General features: G+C 61.9%; 13 protein-coding genes. 6 read left to right on the top strand and 7 right to left on the bottom strand.

The window, feature by feature from the left end:
- Positions 1-157 precede the first annotated feature (157 nt).
- Complete coding sequence (locus FBY10_RS13375) at positions 158-4405, top strand: DEAD/DEAH box helicase (RefSeq protein ID WP_145336793.1); 4248 nt, start codon at positions 158-160, stop codon at positions 4403-4405.
- A 14-nt stretch (positions 4406-4419) separates the two neighbouring features.
- Here the strand turns inward: FBY10_RS13375 and FBY10_RS13370 are convergent, their stop codons facing one another.
- Positions 4420-6522, bottom strand: coding sequence for a mechanosensitive ion channel family protein (locus tag FBY10_RS13370; RefSeq protein WP_145336795.1), 2103 nt, complete (start codon positions 6520-6522; stop codon positions 4420-4422).
- Positions 6523-6710: 188 nt separating this feature from the next.
- Here FBY10_RS13370 and FBY10_RS13365 point away from each other — a divergent pair, with 188 nt between their 5' ends.
- Genes FBY10_RS13365 through FBY10_RS13355 form a run of 3 tightly spaced genes read left to right on the top strand, consistent with a single transcriptional unit; the run spans position 6711 to position 9695 of the window.
- On the top strand, positions 6711-7490 hold the full coding sequence (locus tag FBY10_RS13365) for an endonuclease/exonuclease/phosphatase family protein (RefSeq protein ID WP_145336797.1): 780 nt from the start codon (positions 6711-6713) through the stop codon (positions 7488-7490).
- Positions 7487-8749 carry a cardiolipin synthase ClsB gene (gene clsB / locus FBY10_RS13360; protein ID WP_145336799.1) on the top strand — a complete coding sequence of 421 codons (1263 nt, stop codon included), beginning with the start codon at positions 7487-7489 and terminating at the stop codon, positions 8747-8749. Before FBY10_RS13365 ends, clsB begins: the two co-directional genes overlap by 4 nt.
- Positions 8739-9695, top strand: a complete 957-nt coding sequence (locus FBY10_RS13355; RefSeq protein ID WP_131700333.1) for a lysylphosphatidylglycerol synthase domain-containing protein — start codon at positions 8739-8741, stop codon at positions 9693-9695. The genes clsB and FBY10_RS13355 overlap by 11 nt, the downstream gene beginning before the upstream one ends.
- A gap of 5 nt (positions 9696-9700) precedes the next feature.
- Here the strand turns inward: FBY10_RS13355 and FBY10_RS13350 are convergent, their stop codons facing one another.
- From FBY10_RS13350 to FBY10_RS13340, 3 genes are all read right to left on the bottom strand, one after another.
- Complete coding sequence (locus FBY10_RS13350) at positions 9701-10456, bottom strand: S9 family peptidase (protein ID WP_131700334.1); 756 nt, start codon at positions 10454-10456, stop codon at positions 9701-9703.
- Positions 10446-11555 (bottom strand): DUF3182 family protein, encoded by a 1110-nt coding sequence (locus tag FBY10_RS13345; RefSeq protein WP_145336800.1) that lies wholly within the window; start codon positions 11553-11555, stop codon positions 10446-10448. Before FBY10_RS13345 ends, FBY10_RS13350 begins: the two co-directional genes overlap by 11 nt.
- A gap of 171 nt (positions 11556-11726) precedes the next feature.
- Entirely contained in the window at positions 11727-12686 is a 960-nt protein-coding gene (locus FBY10_RS13340; RefSeq protein ID WP_145336802.1) for a GlxA family transcriptional regulator, read from the bottom strand.
- 96 nt (positions 12687-12782) lie between these two features.
- Between FBY10_RS13340 and FBY10_RS13335 the strand changes: the two genes are divergently transcribed.
- Complete coding sequence (locus FBY10_RS13335) at positions 12783-13346, top strand: cysteine hydrolase family protein (RefSeq protein WP_131700337.1); 564 nt, start codon at positions 12783-12785, stop codon at positions 13344-13346.
- A 21-nt stretch (positions 13347-13367) separates the two neighbouring features.
- On the opposite strand, the gene tam is transcribed toward FBY10_RS13335, so the two are convergent.
- The gene (gene tam / locus FBY10_RS13330; RefSeq protein ID WP_145336804.1) at positions 13368-14129 is read right to left on the bottom strand and encodes a trans-aconitate 2-methyltransferase; all 762 of its coding nucleotides are present in this window, start codon (positions 14127-14129) and stop codon (positions 13368-13370) included.
- Positions 14130-14472: 343 nt separating this feature from the next.
- Between tam and FBY10_RS13325 the strand changes: the two genes are divergently transcribed.
- Positions 14473-15297 (top strand): alpha/beta fold hydrolase, encoded by an 825-nt coding sequence (locus FBY10_RS13325; RefSeq protein WP_145336806.1) that lies wholly within the window; start codon positions 14473-14475, stop codon positions 15295-15297.
- Between the two features lie 82 nt (positions 15298-15379).
- Here FBY10_RS13325 and FBY10_RS13320 read toward each other — a convergent pair whose 3' ends face one another.
- On the bottom strand, positions 15380-15895 hold the full coding sequence (locus tag FBY10_RS13320) for a single-stranded DNA-binding protein (protein ID WP_003232445.1): 516 nt from the start codon (positions 15893-15895) through the stop codon (positions 15380-15382).
- A 9-nt stretch (positions 15896-15904) separates the two neighbouring features.
- A complete protein-coding gene (locus FBY10_RS13315) occupies positions 15905-17299 on the bottom strand; it encodes an MFS transporter (RefSeq protein WP_145336807.1) in 1395 nt (464 codons plus the stop codon).
- Positions 17300-17339 lie beyond the last annotated feature (40 nt).

Raw genomic sequence — 17339 nt, 5'->3', positions numbered from 1 at the left:
AGGCCCGGTCTGTTTGGAACGATGGTTATTGTCGGCAGGCGGGTGAGGCATGCCGTAGGGTTATTCCAGAATCGTTGCATTTTGCGGGTTTGTAGCGCAACCGTCACGGATAAAGTGCGGGGTTGCAACTTGTTGGAGTGGGCTGCATAACTTAGGCATGAACCTTCCTGAATCAACCGACACGGTATTGAACGGCTTTCACCCCGCCGTCAGCACCTGGTTCCGCCACACCTTCCCCTCGGTAACCAGCGCCCAGGCCCAGGCGTGGCCGCTGATCCGCGCGCGCCGTTCAACGCTGATCGCGGCGCCGACCGGTTCCGGCAAGACGTTGACGGCGTTCCTCGCGGTGCTGGATGACCTGGTTCACCAGGGCTTGGCCAATGGCGGGCAACTGCCGGACGAGACGCTGGTGGTGTATGTGTCGCCGCTCAAGGCGCTGTCCAACGACATCCAGATCAACCTGCAGACCCCGCTGGCCGGGATCACCGAGCATTTGCAGCGCCTGGGCCTGCCGCCGCTGGTGATTCGCACCGCCGTACGCACCGGCGACACCCCGCAGAAAGACCGCGCACAGATGCGCAAGCGCCCGCCGCACATCCTGGTGACCACGCCGGAATCGCTCTACGTGCTGCTGGGCTCGGACTCCGGCCGGCAGATGCTGGCCAGCACGCGCACGGTCATCGTCGATGAAATCCACGCCATCGCCGCCAGCAAACGCGGCAGCCACCTGGCCCTGAGCCTGGAACGCCTGCAAGGCTTGTGTACCGAGCCGTTGACCCGCATCGGTTTGTCGGCCACGCAAAAACCTGTCGAGGCGGTGTCGCGCTTTCTGGTGGGTACCGACCGGGCGTGCGACATCGTCGACATCGGCCATGCCCGTGCCCGCGACCTGGATATCGAAGTGCCGCCGGTGCCGCTGTCGGCGGTGATGGCCAACGATGTCTGGGAGTTGGTCTACGACCGTCTCGCCGCCCTGGCCCGTGAGCATCGCACCACGCTGATCTTCGTCAACACCCGGCGCCTGGCCGAACGCCTGGCCCGGCATTTGAGCGAGCGCCTGGGCAAGAGCGCCGTCGCTGCCCACCACGGCAGCCTGGCCAAGGAGATGCGCCTGGACGCCGAGCAACGGCTCAAGGCCGGCGAGCTGCAAGTGCTGATCGCCACCGCGTCCCTGGAACTGGGGATTGATATCGGCGATGTCGACCTGGTGTGCCAGATCGCGTCGCCAGGCTCCATCAACGGTTTTCTGCAGCGGGTGGGCCGCTCCGGGCACCAGGTCGGCGGCACGCCCAAGGGACGCCTGTTTGCCACGACCCGCGACGACCTGATCGAATGCGCCGCCCTGCTCGATTGTGTACGCCGGGGCGAGTTGGACACCTTGCAGGTCCCGGTGGCGCCGCTGGACGTGCTGGCCCAGCAGATCATCGCCGAGGTCAGTGCCCAGGAGTGGCCGGAACAGGCCTTGCTCGACCTGATCCACCGCGCCGCGCCCTATGCCACCCTGGATGAACGCCACTACCAGGCGCTGCTGCAGATGCTCGCCGACGGTTACAACGGCCGCCAGGGCATCCGCAGCGCGTACCTGCACCGCGACGCACTGACCCGCACCCTGCGCGGTCGCCGTGGCACCAAGCTGACCGCCGTGACCAGCGGCGGCACCATCCCCGACAACGCCGACTACAGCGTGTTGCTGGAGCCCCAGGGCCTGAATATCGGCAGCGTCAACGAAGATTTCGCAGTGGAAAGTATCGCCGGGGATATCTTCCAGCTCGGTAATACGTCCTACAGGATTTTGCGGGTCGAAGCCGGCAAAGTGCGGGTCGAAGACGCTCACGGCCAACCGCCGACCATTCCGTTCTGGCTCGGTGAAGCGCCGGGGCGCAGCAATGAGTTATCCGCTGCGGTCGCACGTTTGCAGGGGCAACTCGACGGCCTGCTCAGCGCCAGCCCCGGCGACCTGCAACCGGCGCATGACTGGCTTACCGGCACCCTCGGCCTGAACCGCGCCAGCGCCGAACAGCTCCTCGATTACCTGGCCCACGCGCGCCTGGCACTCGGCGCGTTGCCGTCCCAGGACACCTTGATCATGGAGCGGTTTTTCGACGAGTCCGGCGGTACCCAACTGATCATCCACACGCCGTTCGGCAGCCGCGTCAACCGGGCCTGGGGCCTGGCCTTGCGCAAGCGTTTTTGCCGCACCTTCAACTTTGAACTGCAAGCGGCAGCCAGTGAAAATGCGATCGTGCTGTCGCTGTCCACCAGCCACAGTTTCGAGCTCAATGAGGTATGGCGTTACCTCAACAGCAACAGTGCCGAACACCTGCTGATCCAGGCCGTACTGGATGCACCGCTGTTCGGTGTGCGCTGGCGCTGGAACGCCGGCGTGGCCCTGGCGCTGCCGCGCTTTACCGCCGGGCGCAAAGTGGCGCCGCAGATCCAGCGCATGAAGAGCGAAGACCTGATCGCCAGCGTGTTCCCCGACCAGATCGCCTGCCTGGAAAACCTCGCCGGCGAACGCGAAGTGCCCGAGCACCCGCTGGTGGAGCAAACCCTCGACGACTGCCTGCACGAAGCCATGGACAGCGACGCCTGGCTTGCCTTGCTGCGGCGCATGGAGCGCGGCGAAGTGCGGTTGATCAGCCGCGACCTGCCGGCGCCCTCGCCCATGGCTGCCGAAATCCTCAGCGCGCGCCCCTACACTTTTCTCGACGATGCACCGCTGGAAGAACGCCGCACCCAGGCCGTGCTCAACCGCCGTTGGAGCGACCCGCAGAGCACCGACGACCTCGGAGCACTGGACGCGGACGCCATCGCCGGCGTGTGCGAAGAGGCCTGGCCGGCGCCCCATGGCGTGGATGAAATGCATGAGGCATTGATGAGCCTGGCGTGCATCGCCAGCAACGAGGTCACCCCGCAATGGGCCGAGTGGTTGCAGGCCCTGGCTAAAGGTGGCCGCGCCTATCAATTGCCCAACGGCCTGTGGGTCGCAGGGGAACGCCTGGGGTGTTTGCAGGCGATCTATCCTCACAATTTGCCACTGCTCCCCGGCTTCGATGAGCCCTGGAGCTTTGACGACGCGCTGGTGGAACTGCTGCGCGCGCGCCTCGGTGGCTTCGGCCCGCAGCGCCTGATCGAGATCGCTGCGCCACTGGCCTTGCCGCTGGGCGATATCACCCAGGCGCTGGCCCGCCTGGAGCAGGAAGGCTACGTGCTGCGCGGTCGCTTCAGCCCCGGCGCACTCGAGGAACAATGGTGCGAACGGCATCTGCTCGCGCGCATTCATCGCTACACGGTCAAGCGCCTGCGCCGGGAAATCGAGCCGGTGGCACTGCAGGATTTCATGCGTTTCCTGTTCGATTGGCAGCACCTGTCCGAGAGCACGCGCGGCCAGGGCAGCGGCGTGTTGCCGCAGATTGTCGGCCAGTTCGAAGGGTACGCCGCCGCCACGTCGGCCTGGGACAGTGACCTGCTCAGTGCACGGATCAAGGATTACTCATCGACCTGGCTCGACGACCTGTGCCGCAGCGGCAAGCTGGTATGGACGCGCTTGAGCAACAAAGCCGGCGCCATCGCCCTGCGCAGCACGCCGGTGGTGCTGTTGCCGCGCAGCCAGGTGGCATTGTGGAGCGGGCTGACCGAACCCACCGACAGCACGACCCTGTCGCTCAAGGCGCAAAAGGTCCACCTGGCCCTGCGTGAACACGGCGCGCTGTTTTTCGATGAGCTCGTGCACGAAGCCCATCTGCTGCGCAGCGAGCTGGAAACCGCCTTGCAGGAACTGGTCGGCGCCGGCCTGGTAAATGCCGACAGCTTTGCCGGGTTGCGTGCCCTGACCACCCCGGCCAGCAAGCGCCAGGCGCGCAGCAGTCGGCGCGGGCGTGGGGCGTTTATCGGCGGCATGGACGATGCCGGGCGCTGGGCGCTGATTCGCCGCCCATCAACCGCCGCCGGCCCGCACTCGGCCGAAACCCTGGAACATGTGGCGATGACCTTGCTGCGCCGTTATGGCGTGGTGTTCTGGCGCTTGCTGGAGCGCGAGGCGGATTGGTTGCCGAGTTGGCGCGAATTGCTGCGTACGTTCCATCGGCTGGAGGCGCGGGGTGAGATTCGTGGCGGGCGGTTTGTCAGCGGGTTGGCGGGTGAGCAGTTTGCCTTGCCGGAGGCAATCCCGTTGCTGCGCGAAGTGCGGCGCAGGCCCCATGACGGGAGTTTGATTGCGGTGTGCGGGGCTGACCCGCTGAACCTGGTGGGCACACTGTTGCCGGGCAGCAAGGTGCCGGCGGTGAGCGGGAATCGAATTGTGTATCGGGATGGGTTGCCGGCGGCGGTGATGGTCGCCGGCAAGCAGCAGATACTGCTGGATGTGGATCAGCAGGCGGTGCAGGAGAAGTTGATCAGGCACTGAATTTGAAGGCCTCATTAAGGCCTGGGCTGCTCCGTCAACACCACCGACGCCGGCATCTCTTCCTCCGGCTCATCCACCTGGGTTGGGCGCTTTGGCAGCAAAACCTGCTGTGGATAAGTCTGCGCGAAGTGCACTTCATCACAGTTATCCACAAGCTTTTTCAAACGCTGGTTAAACGCACGGCTCACCGCATATTGCCCGCCGGACACGGTACGGAACTGCGCCGTGAGCACCACGCCATTCAGGTCCATCTTGTCGACGCCAAACACCTCCAGCGGCCCTTGCAGGTTGTACTTGAGGAACACATCGTCGCGAATCGACTGCCCGGCCTCGCGGATCAGCTCCACGGCCTTGTCCACATCGGTGTCGTAGGTGAACTGCACCGAGAAGAACGCATAGGCAAATTGCCGCGACTGGTTGGTGACCGCCTTGATCTGCCCGAACGGCACCGAATGCACAAAGCCTTTGCCGTCACGCAGGCGCAGGGTGCGGATGGTCAGGCCTTCGACGGTGCCGGCGTGGCCGGAGTCGAGCACCACCCAGTCGCCGATGGACAGCGTGTCTTCGATGATGATGAACAGGCCGGTGATCACGTCCTGCACCAGTTGCTGGGAACCGAAACCAATCGCCAGGCCGACCACACCGGCACCCGCCAGCAGCGGCGCGACGTTGATGCCGAGGTTGGCCATGGTAGTGATTGCGCAGATCACCACCAGGATGATTTTCACCGCATTGCGCAGCAGCGGCAGGATAGTTTTCACCCGGGTGCTGGGCTGGCGGCTGGAGCGTTTGTTCACCGGCGGTTTCAGCGCTTCCTGGATCGCCGTGTCGAGCACCACCCAGAACAACCAGGTCATCAGCAGGATCAGGCCGATGCTGCTGAGGGAGTCGCTGATCGCACGGCCCACCGAGTTGCGCTGGGCAAATTCGAACAGCGACACGCCCCAGATCCGCCCGAGGATTTCGATAAAGGCGATGGCCATGACGATGCGCAAGATCGCGTGCAACAGGCTGAGAAAGCGCTCCTTGTAAGCACTGCTGCGTTGGATCGCCACCTGACTGCGGGACTTGAACAAGTGTTGCAGCACCGTGCTGAGAAACACCGTGCCGATCAACAGGATCGTGGTGAACAGCGCGCAGCGCAGGGCTTTCTGGTTGTCGTCGCCGGCGCCGATCAGGTTGATCGCCGAGACCAGCACCATCAATAAGATCGGCCAGTACCACAGCCCGGAAAATATTCGCAGCGACTGCTGCAAGGCCGGGTGTTTCAGGCGCTGGGCCAGCGGTCGATTGCGGATCAGGTGAGCCACCGGACGGCGCAGGCGCACCACCAGCACGCCAAAGATCACCGCGGCGAACAGGCCGGTAAACACCGCGATACTGCTGGTGATATTACCGCCGAGCTGACGCGCAATCTGCGGGCTGGTCAGGGCGTCGCTGAGGGCCGCGAGGAAGCCGATCAGGAACAGCGGCTTGGGGCAGTAGTCGCGAATGATCTGCACCGCCGGCCGCTTGTGGCCGACATTGAACATGACGATGACGCACAGCAGCATGGAGGTGGAAAAGATGCCGCTGCTGGTGGCGTAGGCAAAACACAGCGCCAGCGCACGGCCTATCGAGGCGGGTAAAAAGTGGCTGACGTAAAGCGTCAACGGCAGGCAGATCAGCGCCGGGATCGTGTAGGGCACCACATAACCCAGCACGCCTTGCAGGCGCCCCCGTCGTTCGATGAAAGGACGGCGACTCAGGCGCAGCACGATAAACCGCCCCAGCAGCGTCAACCCCACGAAGGCACCGACCCACACCCCGGACAGCAGCAGGAAGTCGCCGGCCACGCTCCACGGCGAACGCTCCGACGTCTGGTCAACCAACCGGCCGACCTCATCTGCCGCGCGGTCCGCGCGCAGGCGCCAGGCATCAACGAGGTTCTGATTGAGGTCGAGCTTGTTCTGCACATCATCGATGCTGGAACTGATGGCACCGAGCAGTCCGCCCTCCACCAGCAACTCGGGTTTGGCCGGCGCTTCGGCTTCCGGCGCGGTGGCCGCGGCTTGCAGTGCGTCGCTGCCGCAGAAAAGCAGCGCGCCGAGCAGTAATGCAGTCTTGAAATTCAGCAAAACACCGGGCTCCTTCAGAAGGGTCTGTAAGGAACTGACGGGTTTGAGCCTTGATCGTTCCCCTGCTTGATTGCCGGGTACTGATCCAAATGGGTTTATGCCGCCTGTAGGACGATGGAAACTTTCGGCCAAAAATCGCAGTCAGCCATAAACGGGGGTAAAGCCCCCACCCTTTCACAGGAGCAATCATGGCTGCGATCCCCGACTGGGTGCCCATTACCCCTAGCGTCGCCATCACTCGCTTCACGGTGCTGACGGTCAATATCCACAAGGGCTTCACCGCCTTGAACCGGCGTTTCATCCTGCCCGAGCTGCGCGAAGCGGTGCGCAGTGTGGGCGCTGATATGGTGTTTCTGCAGGAAATCCACGGCACCCACGAGCGCCATCCCCAGCGTTACAGTGACTGGCCGAACATGCCGCAGTACGAGTTCCTCGCCGACAGCATCTGGCCGCAGTTCGCCTACGGGCGCAACGCGGTCTACCCCCATGGCGACCACGGCAATGCGTTGCTGTCGAAATTCCAGATCGTGAGTTACGACAACCTCGACATTTCCCAAAGCGGCCATGAAAACCGCGGCCTGCTGCATTGTGTGCTGCGCCTGCCCGGTACCGGGCAGGAGGTGCATGCGATCTGTATTCATCTGGGCTTGCGCGAGGTGCATCGCCAGCAGCAATTACGTTTGCTGGAGCAGCGCATCAGCGAAATTCCTGCCGATGCGCCGTTGGTGGTTGCCGGGGATTTCAATGACTGGCGCCAGCGCGCCGACTTGAGCCAAAGCGGCCTCACGGAAGTGTTCATGCACGCCTTGGGCAAACCCGCGCGCACCTTCCCGGCGCGCCTGCCGCTGCTGCCGCTGGACCGCATCTACGTACGCAATCTAAAGATTCATAACCCCAAGGTGCTGACCACCCGTCCCTGGTCCCATTTGTCCGACCACGTACCCCTGTCGGTGGAGATCGAGCTATGAACGTTGCGGTCGAGCATATTTCCACCGACCAGCCGCCGGATGATGCCAAGGCTCGTGACCTCGATTACGGCTGGCAGAGCGGCAACCAGATCGAATTGCTGGAGAACGGCGAAGCCTATTTCCCCCAAGTGTTCGACGCCATGCGCCAGGCCCAGCGCGAGATCCTGTTGGAGACCTTTATCCTTTTCGAGGACAAGGTCGGCCATGAGCTGCAAGGCATCCTGATCGAGGCTGCGCAACGTGGCGTGAAGGTAGTGGTCAGCCTCGACGGTTTTGGTTGCGGCGAGCTGAGCCCGTTGTTCCTGAGCGAACTGGCTGACGCCGGCGTCATGGTGCAAATGTTTGATCCCGCGTCAAAGACCCTGGGGATTCGTACCAACTGGTTTCGGCGCCTGCACCGCAAGATCGTGGTGGTGGACGCCAAGGTGGCGTTTATCGGCGGGATCAATTTTTCTGCCGACCACTTGGGGGATTTTGGCCCAGAAGCCAAACAGGATTACGCGGTGCAGGTGATAGGCCCGGCGGTGGCCGACCTGCATCATTTTGCCCTCGCCCAAAGCGGGCGCCAGGTGCGCACGCGGCGCGGGTGGCGACGGCGCCAGCAACGGCCATCGCCTTGGCCGACCGATACAGGCGACGGCCTGGTGCGCCTGATTTACCGCGACAATCTGCAACACCGCGACGACATTGAAGAGGCGTATATCCATGCCCTGAGCAAAGCCCAACAACGCGCGGTGATTGCCAATGCCTACTTTTTCCCCGGTTACCGCCTGCTGCGCGAGATTCGCAACGCGGCGCGCCGTGGCGTAAAGGTGCAATTGATCATGCAGGGCCAGCCCGATGTGCTGCTGGCCAAGCTGGCCGCGCGCATGCTCTACGACTACCTGCTCAAGGATGGCGTGGTGATTCATGAATATTGCCAGCGCCCGCTGCACGGCAAGGTCGCGCTGGTGGATGACGAGTGGAGCACCGTGGGTTCGAGCAACCTCGACCCGTTGAGCCTGTCGCTGAACCTGGAGGCCAACGTGCTGATTCGTGACCGGGCGTTCAATCAGCAGCTGTACGAACGTCTGGACGTACTCGCCAAGGAGCATTGCCAGACCATGCCGGAAAACCGCAAGCCGCGCCTGTGGCTATGGCGATTGACCGTCGGTTTCCTGGTGTTCCATGTGATGCGCCACTTCCCCGCGCTGACGGGCTGGTTGCCGGCGCACAAGCCACGGTTGAAACCCTTTGAGGCTCGAACCCATGACATCTGAAGCTAACGGTTCACGCTTCAAGCGCTGGAAGAAACCGCTGACCGTGGCGTTCTTCCTGCTGCTGATCGTGCTGTTCACCCTGCTTGCAAGGCGTATCGACTGGAGCGAAGTATTCCAGACCCTGGGCGATTTCAAGCTGCGCACCCTGCTGATCGCGGGCACGCTGACGTTGTGCAGCTTTATCGTCTACGCCTGCTTCGACTTGATCGGCCGCACCTACATTCGCCAACCGCTGCGCTGGAAGCAGATTCTGCCGGTCGGGATCATCAGCTATGCGTTCAATCTGAACCTGAGTGCCTGGGTCGGCGGGATCGCCATGCGCTATCGGCTGTATTCGCGGCTGGGGGTGAGCACCGGCAATATCGCCAAGATCCTCGGCCTGAGCCTGGCCACCAATTGGTTTGGCTATATGGCCTTGGCCGGGGTGGTGTTCAGCAGCGGGCTGGTGACCATGCCGCCAGGTTGGAAACTGAGCAGCGGCGCCTTGCAGGGAGTTGGCGTGTTGTTGGTCCTGGCCAGCCTGGGTTACCTGGCGGCGTGCCAGTTCTCGAAAAAGCGTGCGTGGTCGATTCGGGGGATCGAGATCAATCTGCCGTCACTGCGCATGGCGTGCCTGCAGTTGGCATTGGGCGCGTTGAACTGGTCGCTGATGGCTGCGGTGATTTTCACATTGTTGCCCGCCAAACTGGACTACCCGCTGGTGCTGGGCGTGCTGCTGATCAGCGCGATCGCCGGTGTTATCACCCATATCCCGGCCGGGCTCGGGGTACTGGAAGCGGTGTTTATCGCCCTGCTGCAACATGAGGCGTCGCGCGGCAGTTTGCTGGCCGGGCTGATCGCCTATAGGGCCATCTACTTTATCCTGCCGCTGCTGATCGCCCTGGTGATGTACCTCGGTGTCGAGGCCAAAGCCAAGGCATTACGGGTGAAGAAAACACCGGCATGATCGCGTTACTGAGATTGGATGATGCTCAACCGCTCGCCCACCACCATCTCGGTGATCCAGTCCACCAGGATCGAGGTGTAAGCCTGCTGGGACACGGGGTCGCTAAGGGAATGGTCGGCACCGTCGATGATGCGGTGAGTCAGGGAATGGGTCTGCTGGCAGGCCGCGCGGTAGCTCATGATGGTGGCGTGGGGCACATGGTCGTCGGTTTCCGATTCGACGATCAGCACATCGCCAGTGAACGCCGAGCAGGCGTGCAAGGCGCGATTGGTCTCGGCGCGCACCAGCGTGCTGCGATAGTCCATCAAGTCCATTTTGTCCAAGTCACGCTTGGGCTTGAGCCATTCATCGTCGCGGTACAGCGCCGGCACACGCAGTGCCAGCCAGCGCACAGGGCGCAACGATGTCAGGATCGCCGCCAGGTAACCCCCGTAGCTGGTGCCCACCACCGCCACCGCCGAGGTGTCGATGGCCGGGTGCGAGAGCAGTCGGTCGTAGGCCGCCAGCAGATCGCGCAGGTTGTCTTCACGGGTGACGCGGGACAGCGGGATACCCGTGCCGGCGTGGCCACGCAGATCGAACGTCAGGCACACACATCCCAGGCCGGCGATACCTTTGGCGCGTTCCAGGTCACGCTCCTGGCTACCGCCCCAGCCGTGCACAAACAACACACCCGGCACTTTGGATTTGGGACTCAGGAACGTGCCGCTCATCTGTTCGTCGTCGATATCGATCGCAATGCTTTCGCTTCTAGCCGTCATAAGATTCAACCGTCACATACTTGAGAAGAAAGTCGCTGTTTTCGGCCGGGCCTCGGTACACCTCGATGGCATCCGCGGGCAACGCCTGGTCCACGTAGGTTTCTACCGAGGACACATGAATCGCCTTCAGGCCCGGGTGGTTGATAAAACTCTGCAACGCCGCGACTTCCGCGCTGCTGGCGCCGCCCATGCGCCAGGATTGCTCGAGCACGCCGCTGCGGCGCTGGCCGTCGCTGTCCAGGCCCTGGGCGATGTCGTAGTTGCGCCGAGACGCGTAGAAACCCGGGTAGGCCTCATCGGCGGCCGCGTCGAAGACCTGGGCTTGCTCGATGGCTTGGCGCACGTCGCCGGGCAGCTCGAGCTTGAGCAAATCGTCATAACCGCCAGGCACCACCAGCAGGTTGGAGCCACCGTAGACCTCCTCGCCCTGTCCGTCCTGGGTCAGGTATTGCTCGCCGCAGTAGCTGATGACGTGATCGCCGATAAAACTCTGGCCCACACTATGGGTGACCACATCGTGCAGGTCTTGTTCCAGCACGACCCCTTCGCTGAACATTCGGACCGCTTCGGGGCGCGCCAGCACAGCCTCGAACTCATCCAGGCTGTGGATAACTTCCTGGCCGCGCCCGGCGCAGGCATGCACCGGTTTCAGGCGGATCGGCCCGTTGTACAGCAGGCGTTCGGCGGCAGGTCGTGCATCCTCCAAGGCAAATACGCTGAGACCCGCCAGCACAACATCGCGTACACGCTCGCAGAATAACGGCGACCAGCCTTCGGGGGCTTTCGCTTCGGGGCATAGCAGCCCATGGCTGATGGCCTTGGTGCAGATAAAGTCGTGATCGACATAACCGCCCCACAGGTCCGCCGGACCGCTGACGTGAAGTTCCCGGGCCTGGGCAGGACCTACCAGAGTCTGCGTGGGCAGCAGGTAAAGTTCACAACCGGCATGCTTTTGTGGGTCATAACTGCCGCCGAATTTGAGCCCCAGTATCTGCGCCAGCCATCGGGCCAACGCGCGGTTGGTTTCGACTTCATGCTGGGGCGCGCCCGCTCGCGTGGAGTGAGCGACGATCCATTTTTTGCGTTGAATCGGGGTCATGCGTCCCCCTTGGCCATCCTGCCATGTGTGTGGGGGGAAGGCTGCAGGTATCACGCCAAGGTTGTTTCAAAGAAGATGCTTTTAAAATCAAGCCGTTGTCGAAAAAGCGATGGCAGTTGGCCTGCCTGATTCTGCACGACGACACCTTGAACGTACGGTGTTCTGCACGATTCACACGCCAAAACGGCTGCGGTAGTCACTGGGGGCCAATCCGGTAATTTTTTTGAAAATGGCGCGAAAAGCGCTGGGGTCCTGGTAGCCCACGGTCCAGGCAATATGGTCGATGGTGCCGTTGGTAAACTCCAGCATCTGCCGCGCCTTGCCCACGCGCAGGTGCTGGCAGTATTCGGTGGGTTTCAAGCCGGTAGCATTGCGGAAGCGTCGCAGGAAGGTGCGCTCCTCCAGCCCCGCCTCTTGCGCCATGCTGGCGACGGACACGTCCACCGCACCACTGGCTTGCAACCCATGCTGAACCTTGAGGATGGCCGCGTCGCCATGGCTGAGGATCGGCGCGAAGTTACTGCCGCATTGGCTGGCGCTGTCGCTGTGTTCGATCACCAGGAAACGCGCGGTATCGGCGGCGACGCTCGGGCCCATCAGGCGGTCGACCAGGCGCAGGCCCAGCTCGGACCAGGCCATTAGCCCGGCCGTCGTGATCAGATCGCCGTCATCGACGATGGGTTTATCCGCTTCCAGGCGCACGGCCGGGTAACGCGCGGCAAAGGACTTTGCGGAAGACCAATGGGTGGTGGCGCTGCGCCCATCCAGCAGCCCACTGCGCGCCAGCAGGATCGAGCCAATGCACACGCCCCCGAGTACGGTGCCCGCCGCGTGTTGCTGGCGAATCCACTCCAGCAACGCAGGGGGCGCCTGTTCTTCGGTGAATTCACCAATCGACGGTGGCACCAGCACGGCCATCATCGGTTGGTCAGGGCCCGGGTGGCTGGCGAATCCCCTTGACGGTTTGCCACTGGCGTCCACCTGCCAATGGCTGACCCGCAACAACGGCAACTGCGCAGACTGATGCTCAGCGGCGATCCGGTTGGCGACGCCGAACAGGTCGGTCAAACCATGCACAGCAGCCAGTTGCGCCCCCTGATAAATCAACACGCCCAGTTCAACCACGGCCATTGTCAGTTTTCCCCCTGTTATTGTCGGTGCTGCCAATGCCCGGCGTCGGCGCCAGCTAAGATAATGGGCCCCATCACCCATCACGAGGCAATACCCATGGCCAAGCAAGCGCTCATCCTAATCGATATCCAGAACGACTACTTCCCTCAAGGCAAGTGGCCGCTCGATGGCGTGGAAGCCGCAGCGGACAAGGCTGCGCAGGTGCTCCAGGCGTTTCGCCAGAACGGGGATGCGGTGATTCATGTGCGCCATGAGTTCACCTCCGAGGATGCACCGTTTTTCACGCCGAACTCTGAGGGCGCCTATTTGCACCCCAAGGTGCTGAACGAGGGCAGCGAGCCGGTGGTGCTTAAACATTTCGTGAATGCGTTCCGCGAAACCCATCTACGCGCCCTGCTGGAGCAGCGCAGCATCACCGAACTGGTGATAGTCGGCAGCATGAGCCATATGTGCGTCGATGCGGTGGTGCGGGCGGCAGCGGACCTTGGCTACAAGGTCACGGTGATTCATGACGCGTGTGCCACCCGCGACCTGGAATTCAATGGTCAGGTGATTCCGGCGACGCAGGTGCATGGCGCGTATATGGCGTCGTTGGCGTTTGGCTACGCGGGCGTAGTGTCGGCGGATGAGTATTTGAAGGCGCAAGCAGCAGCGGCGTAAGCGCTGCTTGCTTCTGTGCCGTCAGCGGGTCGCGATGATAAACAGGCGCGGGAAGGGCAGTAATACGGTGCCATCCTCTAGAGCTGGATAAGCCTGTGTAATCCGCGCCTGGTATTCCTGTAGGAAGGCGGCTTTTTCGCTATCGTTCAGTGGCGCGAGGAAGGGTCGCAAGCCCGAGCCCTTGAACCACTCCACCACCGCCGCGTGATCCGCCAACGGGTGCTGGTAAGTAGTGCGCCATACGTCCACGGTGCTGCAGTGTTTGCTCAGCAACTCGTAGTAGTAGCTCGCCGAGTGGCGCTCATTGTGTTGGAACGCGCCGTTCTTTGCCGCCCACGGGCCATCTGCTGCCACTTCGCGCGCCAGCCGGTGGGCGGGTTCATTAAGGTTGTCTGGGGTTTGTACGGCGAGCGTGCCACCAGGCGACAACTGGTCGACCAGATGCGGATAGAGCGTGGCGTGGTTTGGCAGCCATTGCAGCGAGGCGTTGGCGAGGATCACGTCGAATGTCTGCGACGGGCTCCAGGCACCGATGTCCGCCAGCTCAAAGTTCAGCGCGGGCAGGCGTTTGCGGGCGTCGTCCAACATGTCGTCGGAACTGTCCATGCCGGTGACCTGCGCCAATGGGAAACGCTCGGCCAATACTTGCGTGGAATTGCCGGGGCCACACCCCAGATCGACCGCAGTGCGCACAACCATATTGGGAATGGCCGCGACCAGGTCACGGACAGGGCGCGTGCGCTGTTGTTCGAACATCGTGTACTGCTTGGCGGACCAGGTCATCACGAACTTCCTTCTTTTGAGAGGTTGGCCACAGCCTAAATCTTGGTAGTCATGAGAACAAATTCCGGGATTGCTGGCCTTCCCTGCCTGGAAAGCGTGGGGCATGAGAAACCTGCCATGGCGTCGACCACTATGCCCCTCAGTGGCGTTTAACTGTTGCAGGGCGACCATCCGAAGACGGTTTTTTCCCGCAGTGTCGCTCGAAAAACCGAGCTAAACTCATTTTTGCCCCGTGCAGACTCGGCATCAAGGGGGCGTTAGTGAAAATGCCAGCGTAGTGTCCATGGACGATTTTTCTGGCCCTTACCAGCCAAATTCATCCACATATCCATGGAGCTATGCCATGTCTTATCTGAAAACTCGCGAAGGCAATGATCTTTATTACAAGGACTGGGGCAGCGGTCAGCCCGTTGTGTTCTGTCACGGGTGGCCACTGAGCAGCGACAGCTGGGAGTCGCAGATGCTGCATTTCGCCAATAACGGTTTTCGCGCCATTGCGCATGATCGCCGTGGGCATGGCCGTTCAAGCCAGCCCTGGGATGGCAATGACATGGACCATTACGCAGATGATTTGGCGGAGCTGATCGAACACTTGGATCTGACAGATGTGATCCTTTTCGGGTTTTCTACCGGAGGCGGCGAAGTCGCGCGGTATATCGCTCGCCATGGCACTGCGCGCGTGGCCAAGGCGGGTTTGATTTGCGCCGTTACGCCACTGATGCTCAAAACCGTCAGCAACCCCCAAGGGACACCCATTGAAGTTTTCGACGCCATGCGAGCCGACTCCATAGCCAACCGCTCGCAGCTCTACCTTGATCTGGCCAGCGGCCCATTTTTCGGATTCAACCGGGAGGGCGTCGAATCCTCTCAGGGCTTGATCAATTCATTCTGGATGCAGGGTGTCATGGGCGGGCATAAAAATACTTTTGATAGCATCAAAGCGTTTTCGGAAACCGACTTCCGAGAGGACTTGAAGCACTTCAATATGCCCACGCTCATCATCCACGGCAGCGACGATCAAATCGTGCCGATACAGGCTTCTGCGTTGCAGACTAACTTCTTGATCCCGCACTCCGAACTGCTGATCTACTCGCGCGCGCCTCATGGTTTGACGGACACTCACAAGCAGCGGGTCAACGCAGATATGCTGGCCTTCGCCCTGCGTTAGGCGCCGTCAATACAAAAAAACCGCGCGGCCTTGTCGGCAGCGCGGTTTTTTTCAGCTTGCAGCGAATAGCTTTGGTACGACTCTAAAATGGGATATCGTCATCAAAGCTGTCGAAATCTGGAGCTGGCTGCGGCGCGGCCTGTTGTGGCGCTGGGCGCGACTCACGCTGTGGCTGCTGGCTTGGCTGTGGACGCGACTGCTGTGGGCGCGGTGCCGAGTTGGACATGCCACCCTGGCCTTGTTGGTCGCCCTGTGGACGGCCGCCCAGCAGTTGCATGGTGCCTTGCATGTCGACCACAATTTCAGTGGTGTAACGTTTGATGCCGTCTTTTTCCCACTCGCGGGTTTGCAGCTTGCCTTCGATGTAGACCTGCGAACCTTTGCGCAGGTACTCACCGGCGATCTCTGCCACCTTGCCGAACATCGACACACGGTGCCACTCGGTTTTCTCGACCTTCTGGCCGGTTTGCTTGTCGGTCCACTGTTCGCTGGTCGCCAGACTCAGGTTGGTCACGGCGTTACCGTTAGGCAAGTAGCGAACTTCGGGATCCTGGCCGCATGTACCGACCAATATGACTTTGTTAACCCCACGGGCCATAACGTTCTCCTATGCTGGGCGCGCTGTCGGCACTGGGTTGACCAGTTGCTCGAGCGTCGCGCGATCCAATAATTCGGTGTCCAATTTGATGTAAATGGCCGCCTCTTCCGCGACCACGACGGCATCCGTTACCCCTACGACGGCCTTCAGGCGCTCTACCAGACCGCTTTCACGGATCGCCTCAGGCGATAGCGGCAAACGCAGACTTGTGACGTAGGGAGGTTCGCGCATGGTAACAGCAAAGGCCAACCAAAGTGCAGCCAGCCCGGCGCATCCGAGGAACACAACCGACAGACCGCCATGCTGGAACATCCAGCCGCCCATGATGCCGCCCAACGCCGAGCCAAGGAACTGGCTGGTGGAATACACCCCCATCGCAGTGCCCTTGCCACCGGCCGGTGAAACCTTACTGATCAGCGAAGGCAATGAAGCCTCCAGCAGGTTGAACGCGGTGAAGAACACCACCGTGCCGATAACCAGCGCCCGTAGGCTGTCGCCGAACTGCCAGAAGAATAGTTCAGTGAGCATTAATGTCGTGACGGCGCCGAGCAAAACTCGTTTCATTTTGCGTTTCTTCTCGCCATAGATGATGAACGGGATCATGGCGAAGAACGAAATCAGCAGTGCGGTGAGGTAGACCCACCAGTGCTGTTCCTTGGGCAGCCCGGCTTTTTCCACCAGCGCCAGGGGCAAGGCGACGAAGCTGCACATCAGCATTGCGTGTAATACGAAGATACCTAAGTCCAGGCGCAACAGGTCCGGGTGCTTGAGCGTCGGCAATAGTGCCTTGCGTGCAACGCCCGACTCACGGTGCTGCAACGTGCCGGTGGAGCGCGGCACCATGAAGGCCACGATCACGATCCCGAACAATGCCATGCCGCCGGTGGCAAGGAACAAGCCGTGCAAGCCAAAGGCACGTGTCAGCAACGGGCCGACGACCATGGCCACGGCGAACGACAGGCCGATGGTCATGCCGATCATGGCCATGGCCTTGGTGCGGTGTTGCTCACGGGTCAGGTCGGACAGCAGCGCCATGACGGCAGCGGAAATCGCCCCTGCACCTTGCAGGATGCGTCCGGCAATTACGCCCCAGATCGAATCGGATTGTGCCGCGAGCACGCTGCCGAGGGCGAAGACGATCAGCCCGAGGTAAATCACCGGGCGCCGGCCAATGCGGTCGGAAATGATTCCGAACGGAATCTGAAAAATCGCCTGGGTCAGGCCATAGGCGCCAATGGCCAAGCCGATCAGCGCGGGAGTCGCGCCTGCCAGATCCATTCCATAGGTCGCCAGTACCGGCAACACCATGAACATGCCAAGCATACGGAACGCGAACACCAGGGCCAGACCGCTTGCTGCTCGGGTCTCGCCGCTACTCATGCGTTCGCTGTGGGGATCGTGCATGGAAAAACCTCGTGTGAACCGGCGGCGATTCTACCAGTCC

This window comes from Pseudomonas sp. SJZ103, from assembly GCF_007828335.1.
In the GTDB taxonomy this organism is placed as follows: domain Bacteria; phylum Pseudomonadota; class Gammaproteobacteria; order Pseudomonadales; family Pseudomonadaceae; genus Aquipseudomonas.
Note: the sequence above shows the minus strand (reverse complement) of the source record. Positions and strands in the feature narration are given on the sequence as shown.

Excerpts from the sequence above, each read along its gene's own strand:
- FBY10_RS13375 (WP_145336793.1), top strand. The coding sequence starts at position 158 with ATGAACCTTCCTGAATCAACCGACACGGTATTGAACGGCTTTCACCCC.
- FBY10_RS13365 (WP_145336797.1), top strand. The coding sequence starts at position 6,711 with ATGGCTGCGATCCCCGACTGGGTGCCCATTACCCCTAGCGTCGCCATC.
- clsB (WP_145336799.1), top strand. The coding sequence starts at position 7,487 with ATGAACGTTGCGGTCGAGCATATTTCCACCGACCAGCCGCCGGATGAT.
- FBY10_RS13355 (WP_131700333.1), top strand. The coding sequence starts at position 8,739 with ATGACATCTGAAGCTAACGGTTCACGCTTCAAGCGCTGGAAGAAACCG.
- FBY10_RS13350 (WP_131700334.1), bottom strand. The coding sequence starts at position 10,456 with ATGACGGCTAGAAGCGAAAGCATTGCGATCGATATCGACGACGAACAG.
- FBY10_RS13345 (WP_145336800.1), bottom strand. The coding sequence starts at position 11,555 with ATGACCCCGATTCAACGCAAAAAATGGATCGTCGCTCACTCCACGCGA.
- FBY10_RS13340 (WP_145336802.1), bottom strand. The coding sequence starts at position 12,686 with ATGGCCGTGGTTGAACTGGGCGTGTTGATTTATCAGGGGGCGCAACTG.
- FBY10_RS13335 (WP_131700337.1), top strand. The coding sequence starts at position 12,783 with ATGGCCAAGCAAGCGCTCATCCTAATCGATATCCAGAACGACTACTTC.
- tam (WP_145336804.1), bottom strand. The coding sequence starts at position 14,129 with ATGACCTGGTCCGCCAAGCAGTACACGATGTTCGAACAACAGCGCACG.
- FBY10_RS13325 (WP_145336806.1), top strand. The coding sequence starts at position 14,473 with ATGTCTTATCTGAAAACTCGCGAAGGCAATGATCTTTATTACAAGGAC.
- FBY10_RS13320 (WP_003232445.1), bottom strand. The coding sequence starts at position 15,895 with ATGGCCCGTGGGGTTAACAAAGTCATATTGGTCGGTACATGCGGCCAG.
- FBY10_RS13315 (WP_145336807.1), bottom strand. The coding sequence starts at position 17,299 with ATGCACGATCCCCACAGCGAACGCATGAGTAGCGGCGAGACCCGAGCA.